Source organism: Marinobacter sp. (assembly GCF_039977835.1).
GTDB lineage: Bacteria > Pseudomonadota > Gammaproteobacteria > Pseudomonadales > Oleiphilaceae > Marinobacter.
Genome location: NZ_JBDWCL010000064.1, coordinates 273,604 through 293,965, shown reverse-complemented (window position 1 = coordinate 293,965; position 20,362 = coordinate 273,604). Strand labels below are relative to the sequence as shown.

Below are 20,362 nucleotides of genomic sequence, written 5' to 3'. Positions count from 1 at the left end.
ATTAATTCGCTCCCGATCAGCCCGGATCGCCCCGATTGTGCCCGTTTTACCAAGCTGGCACGCCATCTGCACTGGTATGGACAAACGGTTTAAGAAACCCCGACCCGTTCACGACAACACCGCGAAGCGTGCGGCGAACACAATGAATACAATGGGTGACTAGGGTTCCGGTCCGGGCAGATTTCCACCATCAGCCCGGATGGCTGGTCCGAGAGTTACCGACCTCTGGGAGGTTACACGGCGGGACAAAAGCCCGGGAGACTGAATCGCAAGGGATGCCGTTGCCCGCGATGGACTTGCCGTGTTGTGTGACCAGAGGAGACAACCTATGCGAATGATCAACCGCCACCCAGGACGGGTTTCCGCCACTTTGCTCGGCCTGCTGCCCTTCCTGGTGATCATGCTGATCTACAGTCTTGCGTCCCAGGAGCGCCTGGCAGACAACCCCAATGACAAATTGCTTCCCGGACTGGAGCAGATGACTGCTGCCGTGGATCGCATGGCCTTTCAGGAGGATCGCCGCAGTGGGGACTACCTGATGTGGCAGGACACCACCGCCAGCCTTCAGCGCCTGGGAATCGGGGTGACTATCGCGGCCTCTCTGGCATTGGTGATCGGTGTCCTGAATGGCGCCCTGCCCCTGATCAGGGCCAACCTTGCACCACTGGTGTCCGCGCTTTCCATGGTTCCGCCCCTGGCGGTATTACCTATTCTGTTTATCGTCTTCGGCCTGGGGGAGCTCTCCAAGGTCATGTTGATCGTCATCGGCACGGCACCCATCATGATGCGGGATGTGGCCCAGCGGGTGCGGGAGCTTCCAGGCGAGCAACTGATCAAGATCCAGACTCTCGGCGCCAACTCCTGGCAAGTGATTACCCGTATGGTACTGCCCCAGGTATTGCCACGCCTGATCGACTCGGTGCGCCTCAGTCTTGGCCCGGCATGGCTGTTCCTGATCGCAGCAGAAGCGATCGCCTCCACTGAAGGGCTGGGCTATCGCATCTTCCTGGTGCGGCGCTACCTCGCCATGGACGTGATCCTGCCCTATGTCATCTGGATCACCATTCTGGCCATTGTTATCGACCAGTGCCTGCGCCTTGCCAACCGCAGGTTATTTCCTTGGTACAATGCAGGAGGCCACTGATGAGCTTTATAACGGTTGATAATCTCTGGAAAGAATATGGTGATCTGGTGGTGCTGGAAAACCTGAACCTGAGCGTGAAACAGGGTGAATTCTGTACTCTCGTTGGCGCTTCAGGCTGCGGCAAGTCCACCTTTCTGAAAATGCTCCTGGGGCAGGAATCCCCGAGCCGCGGTCAGTTACTGCTTGAGGGCGAGGCCTTTCCCGGGGAACCTGACCGGAACCGCGGCATCGTGTTCCAGCGCTACTCGGTCTTCCCACACCTGACGGTACGCCAGAATGTGCTGATGAGCCTGGAGCTGGAGCAGAAGCCCTGGCTCGGAAAACTGTTTGGCAGTGCTCGGCGTACCGCCCTGGAAAAGGTGGATGCCATGCTGGCTTCGGTTGGCCTGGAGGCCTCTGCCAACAAATGGCCCCATGAACTTTCAGGTGGCATGCAACAGCGACTGGCCATTGCCCAGTCGCTGATCATGCGACCGCGCGTGCTGTTGCTTGATGAGCCCTTTGGAGCGCTGGACCCGGGTATCCGTAAGGACATGCACGATCTGCTGCTGAAACTGTGGCGGGAGACGGGCACCACGATCTTCATGGTTACCCATGACCTGAAGGAAGGCTTCTATCTGGGTACCCGCCTGCTGGTATTTGACAAGGTTCGTCGTGATCCCCATGACCCTGAAGCCTTTGGCGCGACAATCACTTACGACTTGCCCATTGGCCAGGCCGACAGCCAACTGTTCGACGACATCAACGAGGCGGTTGCCGAGACTGCCCGCCATCAGGCTGCCTGAGCAGACCGACAGAAACGTCCATAAAAAAGGGGCTGCGCGAAGGCAGCCCCGGAAACCCCCGATAAAAGGGTAATTACAGTTGCTCAGTTACCGGCGACACGGTCGCTCGGCAGCTTGAAGGTCCATACGGTGCCACCCTGATTGAAGTCCTTGACCACCTTGGCCACTTCGCCACCCCAGAGCGGTACCGCACCGCCCCAGCCAGTGGAGATGGACACGTACTGCTCACCGTCCATTTCCCAGGTCACGGGCGTACCGACAATACCGGTGCCGGTATTGAACTTGTAGAGCTCTTCACCGGTCCTGGCATCGAACGCTTTCAGGTAGCCCTCAGGCGTACCGGTAAAGACCAGGTTACCGGCTGTGGCCAGTACACCACCCCACAGCGGAGCCGTGTTGTTGTAGCGCCAGACTTCTTCACCGGTTTTCGGATCAATTGCCCGCAGTACCCCGATAAAGTCATCGTTTGCAGGCTTGATGGTAAAGCCCGCCCCCAGGTAGGCCGCACCCTTCTTGTAGGAAACCGGCTCGTTCCAGATGTCCATGGACCATTCATTGGAAGGCACGTAGAAAAGGCCGGTGTCCTGGCTGTAGGCCATGGGCATCCAGTTCTTGCCACCCAGGAACGCCGGGAAGGCAACGACCGTTTCACCCTTTTCACCGTCGACATCGGCGGGGTTACCCGGGCGACCATTCTCGGTGTTGTAGATCGGGCTACCGTCCTCATTCAGGCCTGTAGCCCAGGTGATCTTGTCCACGAAGGGGAAGCCACGAATGAAGTCGCCGTTTTCACGGTTCAGCACATAGAAGAAGCCGTTACGGTCGGCAGTGGCCGCTGCCTTGACGGTCTTGCCGTTTTCTTGGTAATCAAAAGAGATCAGCTCGTTGACACCGTCGTAATCCCAGCCATCGTTGGGCGTGGTCTGGAAGTGCCACTTGATGCTGCCATCATCCGGATCAATGGCGACGCGTGAGGATGAAAACAGGTTGTCACCCGGACGCAGGTGAGAGTTCCACGGGGCCGGGTTACCGGTGCCGAAGAACAGCGAGTCGGTATCCGGGTCATAGGTGCCACCCAGCCAGGTTGCGGCGCCACCGGTTTTCCACATGTCGCCAGGCCATGTCTTGCCGGCTTCGCCACCGGAGATACCGTTTTCAATCTCCTTGCCATCTTTGTAAACATAGCCCATGTGGCCCTCCACCGTAGGGCGCATCCAGAGCAAGTCGCCCGTCTTCGGATCCCGGGCTTCGACTTTACCGACAATACCGAATTCGCCTCCGGACACACCGGTAATCAGCTTGCCCTTGATGATGAGCGGAGCAGCCGTCATGGAATAACCGGCCTGGTAATCCGCCACTTTCTTTATCCACACTACCTTGCCGGTCTCCTTGTTCAGGGCAACCAGCTTGGCGTCGAGGGTGCCGAAAATAAACAGGTCGTCGTACAGGGCACCGCCCCGGTTGACCACGTCGCAACAGGGCATGATGCCATCCGGAAGTCGGGCATCGTACTGCCAGATTTCTTCGCCGGTACGCGCATCAATTGCATAGGCACGGGAATAGGAGGCAGTTACATACATAACGCCGTCTTTGATCAGTGGCTGGGATTCCTGCCCCCGCTGTTTCTCGCCACCAAAAGAGAACGCCCATGCCGGCTGAAGGAACTTCACGTTGTCTGTGTTCAGGGCGTCCATCGGGCTGAAACGCTGGCCCTGCACGCCCATACCGTAACTTACGATGTCGTCAACGGTGTTATGGTCATTCAGGATATCTTCATCGGTGACCGCATGGGCCCCCAGGGATACAGCCAGCGCCAGGGCACTGGCGGTAAACTGTTTACCGAACGGATTAGATCTCATGGTTGCGCTCTCCAAAGTCTCTTGTTGTCAGTATGTCCAGTGAACCGGGAAGTCTTCCCGCCTCTAAACCCCATTCTTGGCCTCACCCGCAATCCCAACAATTAACCGCCAGGACAGGTTTTCTCATCACTTGGTAGTAAGACCTGCGTAAAAAAGCCCGCACGTGGCGGGCTCGAAGGGCAGTAACGGTTTATTCCCCATTTTCATCGGGGCCAAGAATTTCGTCGTAGTACCCGGGTCGACTATAGGACAGTCCGTGGTCGGCATAGAGCTCGACCAATTCTCCGGATCTGACCATGCCGTCCACAATCGCCCCGATGGCATAGCCAAGAGCGCGGTGGGTATGGCGCACTGCCAGGCCCAGGTCCCAGACCTGTTTGGTCATGCCTGGGAAGCCATTCCCTGCCTTGGCAAAGCCCTTGTCTTCATGGGCCGCCAATTGGTGTTCAATTTCCGCGCGCATACCCATCACGCCGGCAACCTCACCCTGATCCATGGCATGGAACGCTTCACCGACGTTGGCATAATGATGAACCTGGTTCCTCAGCCGTCCGCCAAATGCAGAGGTCAAATAGGTAGCCGGGAGAGTGTCGATCTCCACCCCGATCGGGTGGTACTGAAACACCGCAACGGTCTCAACGCCGTCCAGGCGGTTGGTATCAAAGGCAATCTGCCAGCGCTCCTGCTGGTAGGGCCCGAAAAACACCACCTGCTCGTTGATCATCTCGCCGGTGGAATCCCGCATGTACTTGAAGGTACTGTCGTAGGGCACCCGCATCATGATGTCCGCTATGCGGGTTTTCGCCAGGTAATGCCCCTTCCAGATATGGTTACGCAGATCGTCACCCAGGTTTTCATCCGGGATAATCCAGTAGGGCCGAAACTCCACACCCAGCCCTTCTGCGATCCGGCGACCCAGGTCTGCATCTACTCCTCTGGCCTCACCATCGACCTCATAGGAATAGGGTGGAAAGTCTTTGTACATGCCAACATTCAGATAGCCTGAGTCCTGCACGATATCCAGGGTTCGGTCCGGAATCAGACTGCGGGACTGTTGAGCCTGCACCTGACTGGCGCCCACCAGCAGCAGTACCAGCATCAGTGCGTGCAAAGCTGACTTCATAAACTCACCTCCCGGAAATTCCAGCCTTGAAGAATGCGCTTTACCCTTTATTCAGGCTGGGGGACCGACTCAATGTAGGTCTTTATGGCCCAGATGGCGGTCTGATCCAGGTTGTCCTTGAACGACGGCATGCCTCGCCCGGTGCCGTTCATGACACGACCGATAAAATACTCGTCATCCCATTCCGTCAATTCCCTCAGGTCAGGAGTCAGTCCACCGGACATGGCTTCAATACCGTGACAAACCGCGCAGTTTCCTGCGTAACCGCTCTTGCCCACCTTGACGGCCTCGGCATGCTTGTCGCCGTGCTCATTTCCCTCTCTGAATGGATTTTCTGTCAGCGCTTCCTTGCCAAGATTGGGTAAGTCACCGGTGTCCACTTCCTGGGGGGTAACATCCCCATGCGACATGGCAAAACCAGCCGTCGCCAGCAGGCCGGCGGCAACCAGGGCCTTTAATGAAAAAGAAACTGACATGTTGTTATACCTCTGTTTTGAATCTCCGTGCGCTGGCCATTAGTTGTAAGTGCATTGCCAGCTACCTGATTCAAGTCTAGGAACACGCCATTCCGATCAGAATGCCACTTTGGCGCCTTCGTTCTAGTTCCTTGGTAGTAGGCGAGCAGAAGCGGCGCCAAAGCACGAGGCTACGAAGCGATCGTGAGAAATTGGCCACGTTTCAACCACACGCAAGCCTGACGGGAACTTTTCCCGGTTTTTATCGACTTTTTCCCGATATTTTCATGATTTTTTCCGTCGCCTTCGTGTTCGCTGCGGGCTAATACTCTGACCGTCAACGCGACTCAGACGCGTGAATGACAACAAAAACCAAGGGGAAAAATGAACATGAAACCAAGACACCACAAGTCGGCCATTGCCAGAGCGGTTAGCCTGGCAGTGATAGTGGGCACTGCCGGAAGCTTTTCCTTGCAGGCCAACGCAAAAGACGTCACCTGGGAGGACATCAAGAACGACGCCGAAACCACCGGAGATGTTCTCGGCTACGGCATAGGGCCCAAGGCACAGCGGTACAGCCCGATGACAACGGTTAATACCGATAACGTTGAACGCCTGGTGCCCGCCTACTCCTTCTCATTCGGCGACGAGAAACAAAGGGGCCAGGAGTCCCAGGCACTGGTTCACGACGGCATGATTTACGTCACCGGCTCCTATTCCCGCCTTTTTGCCCTGGATGCCCGAACAGGCAAGAAGGTGTGGGATTACAGCCACCGACTTCCCGAAGGTATACGGCCCTGTTGCGATGTGGTAAACCGCGGCGCTGCCATTTTCGGTGACAAGGTTTTCTTCGGCACCCTGGATGCCGGCATCGTTGCCCTGAACAAGGACACCGGTGAAGTCGCCTGGCGGGAAAAGTTCGCGGACCACCAGGCAGGCTACACCATGACCGGCGCACCGACGCTGATCAAGGACCAGAAGACTGGCAAGGTACTGCTGATTCACGGGTCTTCGGGCGATGAGTTCGGTGTTGTAGGCAAGCTCTTTGCCCGGGACCCGGACACCGGCGAGGAAGTCTGGATGCGCCCCTTCGTGGAAGGACACTATGGCCGCCTCAACGGCGAGAAAAGTACTCCGACCGGCAATCCCGACGCCCCAAGCTGGCCTGACGATCCCGACACCGAAACCGGCAAGGTGGAAGCCTGGAGTCACGGTGGCGGCGCGCCCTGGCAGAGTGCCAGCTTTGACATTGAAACCAACACCATCATTATCGGGGCAGGCAATCCCGCTCCCTGGAACACCTGGAAACGCACCTCGCCGGGCGGCGACCCCCAGGATTACGACAACCTTTATACCTCCGGCCAGGTGGGCGTTGACCCTTCCACAGGGGAGGTGAAGTGGTTCTATCAACACACACCCAACGACGCCTGGGATTTCTCCGGCAATAACGAGTTGGTGCTTTTCGAATACGAGGATGACGGAGAAACCGTGAAGGCCACGGCCCATGCCGACCGCAACGGCTTCTTCTACCTGGTGAACCGGGAAAACGGGGAATATATCAACGCCTTTCCGTTCGTAGACAACATCACCTGGGCGGAACGCATTGGCGAAGACGGACGCCCGGTAGAAGCAGAAGGCCAGCGCCCACCGCCCCTTGAACCGGGCGAGACCCAGGGCGAAGCCATTGAGGTTTCACCCCCCTTCCTGGGCGGCAAAAACTGGAACCCCATGGCCTATAGCCAGGACACTGGTCTGTTCTACATTCCGGGCAACCACTGGAAAGAGGACTACTGGACGGAAGAGGTTACCTATAAAAAAGGTGCGGCCTATCTCGGACAGGGATTCCGGATCAAACGCATGTACGACGATCACGTTGGCATCCTCAGGGCCATGGACCCGCTTACCGGAGAAGTGGAATGGGAACACAAGGAAAAGCTGCCACTCTGGGCAGGCGTGCTGACCACCAAGGGCGGCCTGGTCTTCACCGGCACCGGAGATGGTTATTTCAAGGCGTTTGACGCAAAGACCGGCGAGGAACTCTGGTCCTTCCAGACAGGGTCGGGGATTATTTCATCACCGATCACCTGGGAAATGGATGGTGAACAGTACATTGGCGTGGTCTCCGGCTACGGTGGCGCAGTCCCGCTCTGGGGCGGCGACATGGCGGAGCTGACCAAGCCAATTTCCCAGGGTGGGTCCTTCTGGGCCTTCAAACTGCCCTCCTGGTCACAAGCCTCCCGCTAAAGCCTACCCGGCATTGACCCGGCGCCTTGCGCCGGGCTTTTTTCAACATCCCGCAAATGGGTATTTGGAGGGACTCGATGATGAAACCACACGTGCTTATCAGCCTGATGGCTGCAAGCCTGCCACTGGCAGCCGCCGACTATCTTGCAGATATCGAAGATGTGCCAGTTATCAACGGCTGCAGGCTGCAGCCCGAAACGACCTGTCCGGGCGCTGACCTGCGCGGTGCAGACCTGTCAAACATGGATTTACACTCCGCTAACTTCAAAGACGCCAATCTTGAAGGGGCCACACTCAATCACAGCAACCTGCGAGGCGCACGACTCGATGGAGCCAACCTCGAGAGGGTAACCGGCCTGAGAGTGAACCTCTACCGTGCTTCCATGCGCGGCGCCAATGTCACCGGGGCAGACCTGCGTGGAGCACAGGCAGAATACCTGTTCGCTCAGGGTTCGGATTTTTCGGGGGCGGATCTCAGTGGCGGCAACTTCGACTTCTCGCGCTTTTCCGGTGCCGTCATGAAAGGGGCTGTTCTGGACTATTCTACTTTCGAGATCGCCTGGATGCCCAAGGCCAATCTCGAGGGAGCAAGCCTTGTCGGTGCCAACCTCCAGGAGGCCAAATTAGGTAATGCCAGCCTGGCGGATGCCGATATGCGAGGCACCCGCATTCACTATGCAACCTTTGTAAACACCTTTATGGAAGGCTGCACAGCCTGCCCCTTTGACTGGTGAGCTCAGGCCCGAGGGCGCTCCGGTAACTGGCCGTAGCGGACAAGCCCGGCATCAACCGCCAGGTGGATAAGCTCAATGGACGAGCTCACCTGCAGTTTGCCCTTCAGCATCGCCAGGTGATTGGAAACGGTTTTGCTGCTGACGCAAAGGCGATTGGCAATGCCCTGAATATCCTCGCCCCGGGCATACATCAGCAGCACCTCCATTTCTCGCTGGGTCATATCCCTTAGCCGGTGATCCACGGGACGTTCCTGGTTCATTGCCAGGCGAGTGGCAATCGGATGTTCAATGTAGGGTTCACCAGCGGCCACCCGCTTTACCGCTTCGGCAAGCTCCTCCGGCGCGCAGTTCTTGGACACAAACCCCATGCCACCAACCTCCAGCGCCTGCTTCACCATCGGCAGCTCATCATGCATGGTAAAAAACAGAATGCCGGCACCACGCCAGCGCTGACGAATCCGCCGCGCCACTTCCAGCCCGGAGATATCCGGCAGCCCCATATCCAGCAGCATCAGGTCCGGGCGGTGTTCCGCCCAGGCGGCGATGGCAGCCTGGCCGGTTTCAACCTCGACTATCTCCAGGCCAGGCATCATGCTTCGCAGCAGGCTGGAGATTCCCTGCCTTACCACGCGGTGGTCGTCAACAATGATCAGCTTCATCGGCGCTTCTCCGGGCTTCGGATTGTCAGCTCAGGGGAATGGTGAGACACACCCTGGTGCCCTGACCTGAACGGCTGAAGAACTCGGCTTTACCGCCCAGGCTGCGTGCCCTTTCGCACATGGACCGGAGCCCGAGACCAGCTCTGGCCGAGAGGTTGTTAGCTCCAATTCCGTTGTCGCGAATCTCGACCTGCAGCACACGGGGCTTCGCAGTCACACCCAATATGGCTTTGGTTGCGGCCGCATGTCTTGAGACATTATTCAGTGCTTCCTGCACAAACCGGTACAGATGGGTCTGTTTCTCACCGGTAAGTTCGGGCAGGCGTTCATCCACCATGAGTTCACAGGTAAGGCCACTGAGTTGCTGCCATTGGTCCACCAGATGATGAATGGCGGACCCCAGTCCGAGCTGTTCCATGACCAGAGGATGCAGATCCTGCAACAGGTGACGAAAATGCTGTTGCACGGTCTCGCAGTGTTCGGCCAATTCCTTCGCCTGATCCTTCTGGCGCTCATTCAGTTCCGGGTCATAGAGCCAGCCGCGAGCCTGGGCGCGAATGCCGGTAATATACTGGCCAAGATCATCATGAAGCACCCGTGCGATGTGTGCCCGCTCACGATCCTGAAGCTCAAGAAGTTCGTTCAGTAATCTGGCAACGGTTTTCTGTTCGGTCTCCAGCGCTTCTGCCATGGTGTTGAACCGTTGCACCAGTTGATCCAGTTCTGTTATTGACTGCCGTGGCAGGCGTGGAGAACCCTCCCCCTCACCAATGTCGTCCATGGCCTTGCCGATGCGCCGCAGCGGCTCTGTCAGCCGGCGCATTGCCAGGAATAACGCTGAAAAGCACAGCAGCATACCGATGCCGAAAGCCAGCGACACCAGAACAAAGTTTTCCCAGATTTCCTCTACTTCGTCGTATGGGTCCACCTGCCAGCCTCCGATGACCGGAAGTCCACTCGACTCGCCGGCCCCCAGGGCGCGAATAAACCAGAAAGGGACGTCGCCACCGCCACCGGCAACGCTCTCATCCGACAACGGGCGCAAGTGTCGGAGGCCTGCAATCAGTTCCGGGCCAACCTCTTCCGGCGCTCCAATCATGCCCGCCAGCGTCGATATCCCATCCAGTTCACGGGCAACATCCAGTCTCGCCTGTTTCAGGTAGAAAAAGGCCCCGACACCATAAACCAGGGCAAATACTGCCAGCATCAATAACGCCACCCGGCTGTATGCCCTCATGATTGGAGTCCCGTTCTGCCTGAAGAAAATTGCCTCGACTTCATGCTAACGGTGTAAAAATTCCCGGGAATAGTTCTTTAGTACCGGCAGTTTCCTACTTTCTGAATATTTCAGCGCGTTTCCACGTTCTCTAAGCTGAACCCAAGAACAACAAATATTCAGAGAGGGGACCGCACTATGGATCTTAAAGGCAGGCTACTGATTGCTTCGGTCTTCTGCGGCTGGCTACTGGCACCGGTTTCAGCGGCAGCTCTCGACGTAAAGATCGGCTACATTCACTGGGTACCTGACCAAGGCCCCGTGCTTTCCAATGTCACCCCGGAACCGGAAGATGCTGGTCTGCGGGGCGCTGAACTGGGAATTTCGGATAACAACGCCACCGGCAAGTTCCTCGACCAGAGCTATGCCCTGGAACCCGTCATGGCCAGCAATGAAGAAGGCGCCATGGCCGCTCTGGACGGCATGCTGGAGAAGGGCATTGATCTGCTGGTGACCCGCGTTCCCGCGGATACACTGCAGGCCATGGCAAAGCGGGCCGGTGATAAGGCACTGCTGTTCAACGCCGGCGCCTCTGACGATGACCTGCGAATCAGCGAGTGCCAGCCCAACGTTCTGCACACCATTCCCTCCTACGCCATGCTGACCGATGCCCTTGCCCAGTGGCTGAGTATGCGACGCTGGAAAGAAGTGTTCCTGATTACCGGGCCCACGGACCAGGACAAGGCCTGGGCCGACGCCTTCCGCCGCGCCAGCAAACGGTTTGGCCTGGACATCATCGCCGACAAGCCCTGGACCTTCGATTCGGACCTGCGCCGCACGGCTTCCAAAGAACTGCCCGCATTCACCCAGGCGAGTGATTATGACGCCGTGGTAGTTGCCGACGTGCGTGGCGATTTCGGGGAGTACGTGCCGTTCAATACCTGGCTGCCGCGCCCGGTAGTAGGCACCCAGGGCATGGGCCCGGAAGCCTGGCACCGGGTGGTCGAAGCCTGGGGCGCGGCGCAGTTACAGAACCGTTTCCGGGAACTGGCGGGTCGCGAAATGAACAGTGAGGATTATGCCGCCTGGGCCGCTGTCCGCTCCATCGGCACCACTGTGACCGGGCTCAGTGAAGCGGGCCATTCAAATATTCGCGAATACCTGTTTTCCGATGACTTCCAACTCGCCGCCTTCAAGGGCCGCAAGCTGACATACCGGCCCTGGAACGGGCAGCTCCGCCAGCCAGTTCCCCTGGTTCATCCCCAGGGCCTGGTTGCGACGCCACCGCTGGAAGGCTTCCTGCATCCCGATTCCGAACTGGACACCCTGGGCTACGACAGGCCCGAGAGTGACTGCCAGATCAACTGACCCCCACTGAACAACAAGAAGGAACACTGACCATGAAAAATGCATTCAAGATTGCGGCCCTGGCAGCGGCCATCGGCCTGTCCGGCCCTGCGCTGGCAAGCCTGGCCTACGTATCCAACGAGAAGGATGACACCCTCTCGGTGATCGATACCGAGACCAATGAAGTGGTGGACACCATCGAGGTAGGGGCACGGCCAAGGGGCATCCTGCTATCAAAGGACCACACGAAACTCTATATCTGCGCCAGCGACGACGACACCGTCCAGGTACTGGACCTGGCTACCCGCAAAATTGTCGACACCCTGCCCTCCGGCGAAGATCCCGAGCAGTTTGCCCTGCATCCCAACAACCGCCATCTCTACATCGCCAATGAGGACGACGCCATCGTCACCGTGGTGGATGTGGAAACCAAGGACGTTCTGGCCCAGATTGATGTGGGCGTGGAACCGGAAGGCATGGCGGTCAGCCCCAACGGCAAATGGGCGGTGAATACCAGCGAAACCTCCAGCATGCTGCACTGGATCAATACCGAAACCTTCGAAATCGAGAAGAACACCGTGGTAGGCCAGCGCCCGCGCCACGTGGAGTTCACCAAAGACAGCAAGATTGCCTGGGCGTCGGCAGAGATCGGCGGAACCGTACATATTTTCGACGTGGACACCATAGAAGAAATCAAACAGATCGACTTCAAGATCAAGGGCGTGCCCCAGGATCGGGTACAACCGGTGGGCATCGAGCTCACCTCGGATGGCAAGTACGCCTTCGTGGCCCTCGGCCCCTCCAACCACGTCGCGGTGGTGGATGCTAAGACCTATGAAGTCCTGGATTACCTTCTGGTCGGCGCCCGGGTCTGGCAGCTGGACCTGGACAAGGACGAGAAGTACCTCTACACCACCAACGGCGTGTCCAGCGATGTATCGGTCATCGACGTGGAAGAGCTGAAGGTGATCAAGTCCATCAAGGTGGGCCGCTTCCCCTGGGGTGTGGTCATCGATCCCACTTCATGACCATTGAAGCCCGCAACCTCAGCTTTCGCTACGGCGACAAGCCGGTGCTCAGGGAGGTCAGCTTCGCGCTGACCTCCGGCGGTTTTCATGCCCTGCTGGGGCCCAATGGCGCCGGCAAATCCACGCTGTTCGGTCTGCTGACCCGTCTGCTCGCGCTGCAACAGGGTGACATCCTCATGGCCGGCCAATCCCTGAAGAAACAACCCGCCGAGGCCATGCGTAAAATCGGCGTGGTGTTCCAGCAGAATGCCCTGGACCTGGACCTGACCGTGCGTCAGAACCTGCTCTATCACGCTGCGCTTCATGGCCTGTCACGCAAAGAGGCCCGGGTGCGGGGCGACCGCGAGCTGACCCGTTTCCAACTGCTTGAACGGGCGAACGAGCCGGTGCGAAAACTCAACGGCGGCCACCGCCGACGGATCGAAATCGCTCGCGCCCTGCTCCATGAACCTTCCCTGCTATTGCTGGATGAACCCACGGTGGGGCTGGATGTGGCCAGCCGCCGGGGGCTGAACGATCACGTACGCATGCTCTGTGACTCCGATGGTCTGACCGTACTCTGGGCCACCCACCTCATCGAAGAGGTTCGCCCCGAAGACCGGGTGCTGATCCTCCACGAAGGAAAACTGCTGGCCGACGGCGCGGGGCATGACATCTGCCAAGCCGAAGGCACCCGTGACCTGGCGGAAACTTTCCACACCCTGACAGGAGCCGGTTGAGATGAAAGCTGCGCATTACTGGCACTGTTTCGTGGGCATCCAGACCCGGGAGTGGTTACGCTTCTGGCAGCAACGCACCCGCTTTGCCAGCGCCCTCGTGCGTCCACTGCTGTGGCTCGTGGTGTTTGCCGCCGGCTTCCGGGCAGTGCTGGGTATTTCCATCATTCCGCCCTACCAGACCTACATCACCTACGAAACCTACATTGCCCCCGGGCTGTGCGGCATGATCATCCTGTTCAATAGCATGCAGGGGGCACTGTCCATGGTGTACGACCGGGAGTTGGGCAGTATGCGGGTGCTACTGATGAGCCCGTTGCCGCGGCCTTTCCTGCTGGTGACCAAGCTGCTCGCCATGGGTGTGGTGTCAGTGGGGCAGGTGTATGTATTCCTGCTGCTGGCCTTGGTGGTGGATGTGGAGCCGCCGCTGTGGGGCTATCTTGCAGTGTTGCCCGCTTTGATATTAACCAGCCTGATGCTCGGCGCTCTGGGCCTGCTGATCGCAACCTGGATCAAACAACTGGAGAATTTTGCAGGGGTAATGAACTTTGTCATTTTCCCCATGTTCTTCATGTCATCCGCCCTGTATCCGCTGTGGCGGATGAACGAGGCCAGCCCCTGGCTGTACTGGATCTGCCAGTTCAACCCATTCACCCACGCGGTGGAGGCGATCCGGTTTTCCCTGTACCTGGAGTGGAATCCGGTGGCGTATGGCATTACCGCCACCGTGACAGTCGTTCTGGCATTGCTGGCCACGGCCGGGTTCCGGCCCCAGCGGACGAAGATACTGGGGACCAACCCCGCCTGACCGGGGTGTCCTCAGCAGGCGGGTAGCCGCACTCTCTTGTGATGAGTGGTTTTGGCAAACTACCAACCATCCGTTGGTATGCCGTGTTCTTCGAGGTAGTCGCCGTGCCGTTTTAGGTAACCTTTCGTGCGCTCAGTGAAATCGGAGGGATCCCCTGGCCCCTCAGAGGCCTGCATCCGCATCACCTCTATCTCGTTGCCGATCTGATTCATGATCCAGACAACCACAGTGCCTCCGGGTGCCAGGCCGACGGCCATGGTGTGGCGAGGTCCCGACCGCACATCCACCTGCGTTTTGTAGGTCGCCGGCTCCCGCATGCGATCCTGCAGATCCGGCGGCACCTTGATCACCTTGACGTAATACTTCTGCTCCGCGAAGGAGAACCAGTGAATGAGGATCAATTCAGGAAAGGGGTCAAGACCGTGGTGCGAGCCACTGGGGCCCCGCGGACCCTTCCAACAGCAACCAACGTAGCCGACTGGAGCACGCCAACTCCTTTCCCCGGTCTTCTCAAGGAACATATTCACGCCCCAGATATCGTAATGTTTGGGAGCTACGATTTTTATACTCCAGGGGATTTTCTCTTCCGGCGAGGTAGCACAACCGCTGGCCACTAGCACTATAACGGCAATGCTGAGAGCCAATGCCTTACGGATCATCATTCTCCCTCCTTCTGAGGATATACCAGGCGCTCGCCGGAAGACGCGGGGGCATGAGGGAACAACACCCCGAGCTTCGCGGGCGCTCCCGCAACCTGAGTCTCAATGCTGTTGTAGTTTGCCGAGTGATGGATATAGCACTGTAGTAATAAATCCATTTGTTCAGGATCAAGCGATGGATGGTTTTCGCCCTGAGCCACCTGCTCCACAAATTGTTCGAGGACGGGTGCCAGTTCGCTGGGCACTGAAACGGTGTCATCCGTGGGATCGATTTCACCCAGCGGCACACCCTTCTCAACCGCCAAACCATACATCAGCCGCATAGTCACTCGTGAATATTCACCACGCACCTCTCGTAGCATCCGCAACGCCAGATCAACCCGGCCATCCGGTGCTGGATGATCATAGCGCTGAGTGATAATTTCCAGGCGCGCGGGCCCTTCAGAGCCCAGGTCTTTCGGCCACGCCTGCGCCTGATCCGACTGCCGTACCGGCAGGTTATAGGGACCAATCCAGCCTTCCACTGTCAGTTGTTGCTTCTGGGCCTCCAGGTTGTCCCACTCTGCGGTTTTCTCCGGCCACCTCAGTCGATTTTTGGGCACCGGCAACATCGGACTTAATAACACCTCTTCCCTTTGGCGGTCGCCATAGCCCCCACCAATATCGGAATGGGCGCCCGGTAGCGTAATTTCCCTGAAGTTGGTCGGAAGGCTTCCATCCCGGTTCCTGATACTGTTGAGGGCAAAGTTCTTTCGGTGCTCGTGCGCGGCGGTCAGGTGCACCACATGACCTACTTTGCCAGGATCCAGATACAGCTTCACCGGATGGTTTCGGTCGTTGTGAGCAAACAGGTCACCGGAGAATGGGTTAACAATGGCTGCTACGGAATCAAACAATCCCACGAAACGTACTTCCACCCTTTCTGGCCAGAGAATACCGTACTCCGCAAACCTTTGGGCCAGCAGCCCGCTCTTTCCCTGGTTGACCTCATGGGCTGCGTGGCGAGCCGCCGCTGCTCCGCGGCTGAAACCGAAAAGATCGACCGTCAAACTGTCGATGGCCTGGCCTTGCAGGTCCTCCTTCACCCGCAATACCAGTCGTGAAAAGGCGTAGTTGACTTGCTGAATGACTCCCGCTTCGCCCATACCAGTAGCCGCGCCATACCATTTGTCACTATCTCCCGTCTTGGTACCTGCGCCAGGGGCGTAGACGTACCGCTGATAAGTTATGCTCCCGTCAGACTCCTGCTCACCTTCCATGTACATATCTCGCAGCTTCGCCACATTCGTAGCAGCGTTGGCGTAACTGTCGCCCATCAACAAGCCCATCCGCCACTCACATTCATCCCGACTAATCTCATCGTTTTCATAAGGAATCAGACACTCCTGCTCCAGCTGCTCTGCAAAAGACTGCGCGTTGGCGGCGTTGTTCATGGTGCCGTCGGTGAATATGCCAACTTCCAAATGCACTTTCCGAGGGGTTTTTTGGGGCGGATCAGTCCGGGCAAATTCGGTTACAGGGGCAGCCTCCAGCGGAGCCACCGAAGCTGCTGCACCCAGGGGCAAGCTCAGGCGGTGATCCGCCGGTCCACTTTGCGACGCCTGCTCGGACCGCTCCCACTGGCGGTAGTTTGCCGAAAACAGGCCCACCCCCAACCCACCAATGCCATGGGGATGATACTGCCGCAGTTTTTCCGGGGTAATGTCGCAAGCATTCAGTTCTTCAACGGCCTTACTGATTCCGTAGGGGGAACTGATTCCGCTACCGTTTATCCGCCAGCGACCGCCAACAGGGAGGCTCTCGTCCGCCTGCCAGGCAACTATGGGCGACAAGGGTCGATCCGAACCGGTATGAACAAGCATCAACCGACAGTCGGCGACTGCCTGGTAGACGATATCAGCCAGGTCGTTGCTGGCACTGGAACCAGCACGAATCGTCGATGCCACGTTTGAGGGGACGATACTGCCATCGGCTTGCACAAGACGCCTGGCCATACTGGCGCCAATAAAGGGGGATTCAATACGGGGAAGGTGGTAGGCCTTCAAGTCCCAGACCGGGACCAGGTCCAAAAAGCCCATCGTCAGCACTCCTTGTTGACGGTAAGAGACAAGCCGGCCATGTTAGCCGATGTTTTGCATACGCAACAATTCGAGTGTCACGATTCTGCAATCAAACCAGACCAAACCCCTCTGGATCTCGCAACTTGCCAAGGAGGGCGTTGAGCAGCCGAGGCTCTCCAACCACATCATCCCACTGCAATTGGGCCGGCCTGCCATCCAGATACCACAACCGATTGGCCAGAATTTCCGCATCCCCACCGTCGTGCGTCACGCAGATCATCGCCATGCCCGGATTGGAGTCGAGAAGCCCGGCTATCAATACTTTCAATTCGCCAGCCATTACCGGATCAAGCGAGGCAAAAGGCTCGTCCAGCAGTAACAAGTCGGGTTTTACAGCGAGGCAACGCGCAAGCGCAGCTCTCCGCGCCATCCCCAGGGAAAGCTGGTCCGGCAGGTAATGGCCATATCCCTCCAGCCCTACACTGGCAAGATGGACTTCCGCTTCCCGGGGCGTGGCACCGGCCAACTGGAGGTTGGAGCTCAGTGTGCGCCAGGGCAGCAGTCGATGCTCCTGGAACAGGTAACCCACCTTCAGTTTTTCTCGACCAATAATGGCTTCCGCAGGAATGGTTTTATCAAGCCCCGCAATCGCATTCAGCAGAGTCGTTTTACCAATACCGGACGGCCCCAGCAGACAGATTCGATCCCCCCGCTCAATGGTCGCAAACACCTCCCCCAGCACCGGTTGACCATAGCTGCGCCCTGCGATTCGCAGTTCAAGCATGGGTAGCCTCCGGCTGGCGCCAGCGGCTGGAACGATGTTCAAGGGGTTGAAGGATGATCAGCTCGATGAGCTGGACCACTGCAATAAATGCCAGGCTGTAGGCGAGAATGGCGGCTACGTCGAATATCTGGAAAGCCAGGTGCAGCTGGAAGCCAATGCCATCCGAGCGGCCCAGCAACTCCACCACCAGCACGATTTTCCAGATCAGGGCAAGCCCACCGCGGGTGGCGGCCATCAAATAGGGAAAGAGTTGCGGCACCCAGACGTCACGAAACCGCTGCCAGCGGGTGAAGTCGTAAACTGTTGCCATTTCTTCCAGCCGATAATCGAGGCTTCGCGCGCCCTCACGGACGGTCACCGCTACATTGGGCACCTTGTTGATCACCACGGCCATCACCGCAGCCACTTCCACCAGGCCGAACCAGACGTACATCAGGATGATGGTCACCAGCGCCGGCAGGTTGAGCAGCAGCACCAGCATGGGGTCAAACAGTGCATTGGTGGTTTTTGAGCGGCCCATGACAACGCCGGTCGCAGTACCAAGAAGCATGGACAGGATAAACGCCACGATAACGCGACCGAGGGTGGCACTCAGATGATGCCAGAGTTCGCCAGAGGCAGATTCCCGGATAAGAGTATCGAGAACGTGGAGAGGTGTGGGTAACAAAGGGGTTTTGAGGAACCAGGCAACCAGCCCCCAGAGCAGGACAAACGACGGCAGGACCACCCAGTAGCTCCAGGCCGGCGGGCGACCGAAGAGGTTGCTCACAGCGGCCTCCGGTGGAACAGGTCCGCCGTCATCACCTTGTCCGCATCGGCACCGGTTAGTTCGAGCAGCCGATGCAGATCGGCAATCCGCTGATCAGTCTGGGGCGCAGGGGTACCGGCAATAAAACCTTCACGCAGGGCTTCAAACACTCCGTCTTCCGGGTTGCCCATTAGTGGCCGCAACCGCTGCCAATGTATTTCGTCGTGCGCCAGTTCCGCCTTCGCCTGATGCAGTGAAGCGGCAAAGCGATCAATCAGAGGGCTATGCTCTTGGGCCCAATCCGCCGGGAACACATACCCCAACACGGGCAGGGCCCGGTCCAGATCCAGGGCGGTCAGCAAGTCTGCCATGCCAAAGGCGGAGCGCCAGCCTCCCTCCCCTCTCAGGCGGGCTGCAAAATGCCAGTAGGTAACAATCACGTCCACCTGCTTCCGTTTCAGGGCCTGGCTCAGTAGTGGCGGGGCCGCGAACTGGACGTCGGCGGATTGATTCAGGCTGATGCCCTGTTGGTCAGCCACATTCTGAAGCAGTATCCAGCCCTTGCTGTCCGGACCGCCCGCAACGCCAATGCGCTTGCCGGCAAGATCGGACACGGAGTGAATGTCAGAGCCCACTGGTACCACGATGTCGCCAATCCGGGAGGAGAAGGGCACATACCGGTAGGGCGTTCCCGCCTGGAAACGCGCCTGCGCCCACAGCAGGTCGGCGACAGCGCCGTTTACCGATCCGCTGGTCACGGCCAGGCGGGAAGCAGGAAGATTGGCCACCAGCTTCAGTTCGAGGCGATAGCCGTTTTTCTGGTCCAGCCCCTGGTGCAGTACGTGGTCCAGTTCCCAGTGTGCGGTGCCGAATTGCAACACGCTGACGGACAGCACTGGCAGTGGCGCCCGGGCTCTGTCACTGGCGTGGGCGAAGTCTGTCAGCAGAAAGACGAACAACAGGGCCGACATTGCCAGCAGGACGGAGCGCGCGCTGGCAGCGACTAGCTCGGGAACAGACGTTGTTATTGGTTGTAGGTTCATCCTTCCACGATACGAAGCCCGCCGCCGTGCAAGAATAGTACTTTGGTGCCTGTTTTTTGGTGCGATGGTCGCATTCAACCTGAGGCGCAGATAGCGTGTAATGAAACCATCACAATAATAACCAGAGGGTCGATTCCGATTCCGGAGATTCTCTGAACAGGAGGCCGCTATGCTTAATGAGCTCGATGCCGCACTCTCTTCCGAAAAGCGCTATCATGCATCGGAAACAACCCCACATAACGACAATAAACCGGTGGAGCCATCGATGGAACCCGCCTACAAGATCCTGATCGCCGACGATCACCCGCTTTTCCGTGAAGCCATCAGCAGCGTGATCTCATCAGGCTTCAGCGGCAGTGAAATCATCGAAACGGCGGACCTGGACAGTGCCCTGGAGATTACCCGCGAGAATGACGACCTCGATCTTATCCTGCTGGATCTGAACATGCCCGGCATGCATGGCCTGAACGGTCTGATATCCCTGCGTAACGAGGCCCCCACCATTCCGGTGGTGATTGTGTCTGCGGAGGAAGACAAACAGGTTGTGCTCCAGGCCATCACCTACGGCGCCTGCGGATTCATTACCAAATCGTCGCCCCGCGCCCAGATGACTGAAGCCATCCAGCAGATCCTCAACGGCAACGTCTACCTGCCTTCGGATATCATCCGTACCGGTAAGGAAAGCACCAGCAATCGCCGTAGCCGCCACGAGGACAACCCGATTTCACCGGAACTGCTGAACTCCCTCACCCGCCGCCAGTTGCTGGTGCTGGAACGCATGTCCAAGGGCGAGTCCAACAAGCAGATTGCCTACAACCTGAACATTGCCGAGACCACGGTGAAGGCCCATGTGTCGGCGATATTGCGCAAGCTCGGGGTTCATAACCGGGTGCAGGCGATTCTATCCGCCAGTGATGTGGATTTCAGTCAGTATCTGAAGCGGTAGGAGG

General features: G+C 58.1%; 19 protein-coding genes and 1 riboswitch. Of the genes, 9 read left to right on the top strand and 10 right to left on the bottom strand.

All coding sequences use genetic code 11. The features are described from left to right. Positions 1 to 148: 148 nt before the first annotated feature. Positions 149 to 262, top strand: a riboswitch (guanidine-I (ykkC/yxkD leader). Positions 263 to 328: 66 nt separating this feature from the next. Together ABJM11_RS19185 and ABJM11_RS19180 are read left to right on the top strand one after the other, a co-directional pair. Next, complete coding sequence (locus tag ABJM11_RS19185) at positions 329 to 1,144, top strand: ABC transporter permease (protein WP_348292607.1); 816 nt, start codon at positions 329 to 331, stop codon at positions 1,142 to 1,144. Next, positions 1,144 to 1,929: an ABC transporter ATP-binding protein gene (locus ABJM11_RS19180; protein ID WP_348292605.1), complete on the top strand. Its 786-nt coding sequence runs from the start codon at positions 1,144 to 1,146 to the stop codon at positions 1,927 to 1,929. The genes ABJM11_RS19185 and ABJM11_RS19180 overlap by 1 nt, the downstream gene beginning before the upstream one ends. Positions 1,930 to 2,012: 83 nt before the next feature. On the opposite strand, the gene ABJM11_RS19175 is transcribed toward ABJM11_RS19180, so the two are convergent. The 3 genes from ABJM11_RS19175 to pedF all read right to left on the bottom strand — a co-directional run bounded on the left by ABJM11_RS19175 (position 2,013) and on the right by pedF (position 5,387). Next, positions 2,013 to 3,788 carry a PQQ-dependent methanol/ethanol family dehydrogenase gene (locus tag ABJM11_RS19175; protein ID WP_348292604.1) on the bottom strand — a complete coding sequence of 592 codons (1,776 nt, stop codon included), beginning with the start codon at positions 3,786 to 3,788 and terminating at the stop codon, positions 2,013 to 2,015. A 190-nt stretch (positions 3,789 to 3,978) separates the two neighbouring features. Beyond that, complete coding sequence (locus ABJM11_RS19170; RefSeq protein ID WP_348292603.1) at positions 3,979 to 4,911, bottom strand: transporter substrate-binding domain-containing protein; 933 nt, start codon at positions 4,909 to 4,911, stop codon at positions 3,979 to 3,981. A 47-nt stretch (positions 4,912 to 4,958) separates the two neighbouring features. Continuing rightward, positions 4,959 to 5,387 (bottom strand): cytochrome c-550 PedF, encoded by a 429-nt coding sequence (gene pedF / locus ABJM11_RS19165; RefSeq protein ID WP_248181419.1) that lies wholly within the window; start codon positions 5,385 to 5,387, stop codon positions 4,959 to 4,961. 363 nt (positions 5,388 to 5,750) lie between these two features. Here pedF and ABJM11_RS19160 point away from each other — a divergent pair, with 363 nt between their 5' ends. Then, the gene (locus ABJM11_RS19160) at positions 5,751 to 7,610 is read left to right on the top strand and encodes a methanol/ethanol family PQQ-dependent dehydrogenase (protein WP_407070016.1); all 1,860 of its coding nucleotides are present in this window, start codon (positions 5,751 to 5,753) and stop codon (positions 7,608 to 7,610) included. A gap of 80 nt (positions 7,611 to 7,690) precedes the next feature. Next, positions 7,691 to 8,344, top strand: coding sequence for a pentapeptide repeat-containing protein (locus ABJM11_RS19155; RefSeq protein WP_407070020.1), 654 nt, complete (start codon positions 7,691 to 7,693; stop codon positions 8,342 to 8,344). 2 nt (positions 8,345 to 8,346) lie between these two features. On the opposite strand, the gene ABJM11_RS19150 is transcribed toward ABJM11_RS19155, so the two are convergent. After that, positions 8,347 to 9,003, bottom strand: a complete 657-nt coding sequence (locus ABJM11_RS19150; protein ID WP_348292600.1) for a response regulator transcription factor — start codon at positions 9,001 to 9,003, stop codon at positions 8,347 to 8,349. Between the two features lie 25 nt (positions 9,004 to 9,028). Further along, positions 9,029 to 10,240: a HAMP domain-containing protein gene (locus ABJM11_RS19145; RefSeq protein WP_348292599.1), complete on the bottom strand. Its 1,212-nt coding sequence runs from the start codon at positions 10,238 to 10,240 to the stop codon at positions 9,029 to 9,031. A 177-nt stretch (positions 10,241 to 10,417) separates the two neighbouring features. Here ABJM11_RS19145 and ABJM11_RS19140 point away from each other — a divergent pair, with 177 nt between their 5' ends. Genes ABJM11_RS19140 through ABJM11_RS19125 form a run of 4 tightly spaced genes read left to right on the top strand, consistent with a single transcriptional unit; the run spans position 10,418 to position 14,118 of the window. After that, the gene (locus ABJM11_RS19140; RefSeq protein WP_348292598.1) at positions 10,418 to 11,587 is read left to right on the top strand and encodes an ABC transporter substrate-binding protein; all 1,170 of its coding nucleotides are present in this window, start codon (positions 10,418 to 10,420) and stop codon (positions 11,585 to 11,587) included. A 32-nt stretch (positions 11,588 to 11,619) separates the two neighbouring features. Beyond that, complete coding sequence (locus ABJM11_RS19135) at positions 11,620 to 12,594, top strand: YVTN family beta-propeller repeat protein (RefSeq protein ID WP_348292597.1); 975 nt, start codon at positions 11,620 to 11,622, stop codon at positions 12,592 to 12,594. Next, positions 12,591 to 13,313 (top strand): ABC transporter ATP-binding protein, encoded by a 723-nt coding sequence (locus ABJM11_RS19130; protein WP_348292595.1) that lies wholly within the window; start codon positions 12,591 to 12,593, stop codon positions 13,311 to 13,313. Before ABJM11_RS19135 ends, ABJM11_RS19130 begins: the two co-directional genes overlap by 4 nt. Before the next feature lies 1 nt (position 13,314). Next, positions 13,315 to 14,118, top strand: coding sequence for an ABC transporter permease (locus ABJM11_RS19125; protein ID WP_348292594.1), 804 nt, complete (start codon positions 13,315 to 13,317; stop codon positions 14,116 to 14,118). Positions 14,119 to 14,177: 59 nt separating this feature from the next. Here ABJM11_RS19125 and ABJM11_RS19120 read toward each other — a convergent pair whose 3' ends face one another. The 5 genes from ABJM11_RS19120 to ABJM11_RS19100 all read right to left on the bottom strand — a co-directional run bounded on the left by ABJM11_RS19120 (position 14,178) and on the right by ABJM11_RS19100 (position 19,412). Further along, a complete protein-coding gene (locus ABJM11_RS19120; protein ID WP_348292592.1) occupies positions 14,178 to 14,780 on the bottom strand; it encodes a DUF2931 family protein in 603 nt (200 codons plus the stop codon). Then, the gene (locus ABJM11_RS19115) at positions 14,777 to 16,855 is read right to left on the bottom strand and encodes a DUF2235 domain-containing protein (protein WP_348292590.1); all 2,079 of its coding nucleotides are present in this window, start codon (positions 16,853 to 16,855) and stop codon (positions 14,777 to 14,779) included. Before ABJM11_RS19115 ends, ABJM11_RS19120 begins: the two co-directional genes overlap by 4 nt. 91 nt (positions 16,856 to 16,946) lie before the next feature. Continuing rightward, positions 16,947 to 17,621 (bottom strand): ATP-binding cassette domain-containing protein, encoded by a 675-nt coding sequence (locus tag ABJM11_RS19110; RefSeq protein ID WP_348292589.1) that lies wholly within the window; start codon positions 17,619 to 17,621, stop codon positions 16,947 to 16,949. Next, on the bottom strand, positions 17,614 to 18,390 hold the full coding sequence (locus ABJM11_RS19105; protein WP_348292588.1) for an ABC transporter permease subunit: 777 nt from the start codon (positions 18,388 to 18,390) through the stop codon (positions 17,614 to 17,616). The genes ABJM11_RS19110 and ABJM11_RS19105 overlap by 8 nt, the downstream gene beginning before the upstream one ends. Beyond that, a complete protein-coding gene (locus ABJM11_RS19100) occupies positions 18,387 to 19,412 on the bottom strand; it encodes an ABC transporter substrate-binding protein (RefSeq protein ID WP_348292586.1) in 1,026 nt (341 codons plus the stop codon). The genes ABJM11_RS19105 and ABJM11_RS19100 overlap by 4 nt, the downstream gene beginning before the upstream one ends. Positions 19,413 to 19,677: 265 nt before the next feature. On the opposite strand from ABJM11_RS19100, the gene ABJM11_RS19095 reads away from it, so the two are divergent. Then, complete coding sequence (locus tag ABJM11_RS19095; protein ID WP_150991671.1) at positions 19,678 to 20,358, top strand: response regulator transcription factor; 681 nt, start codon at positions 19,678 to 19,680, stop codon at positions 20,356 to 20,358. The last annotated feature ends 4 nt before the right edge of the window (positions 20,359 to 20,362 follow it).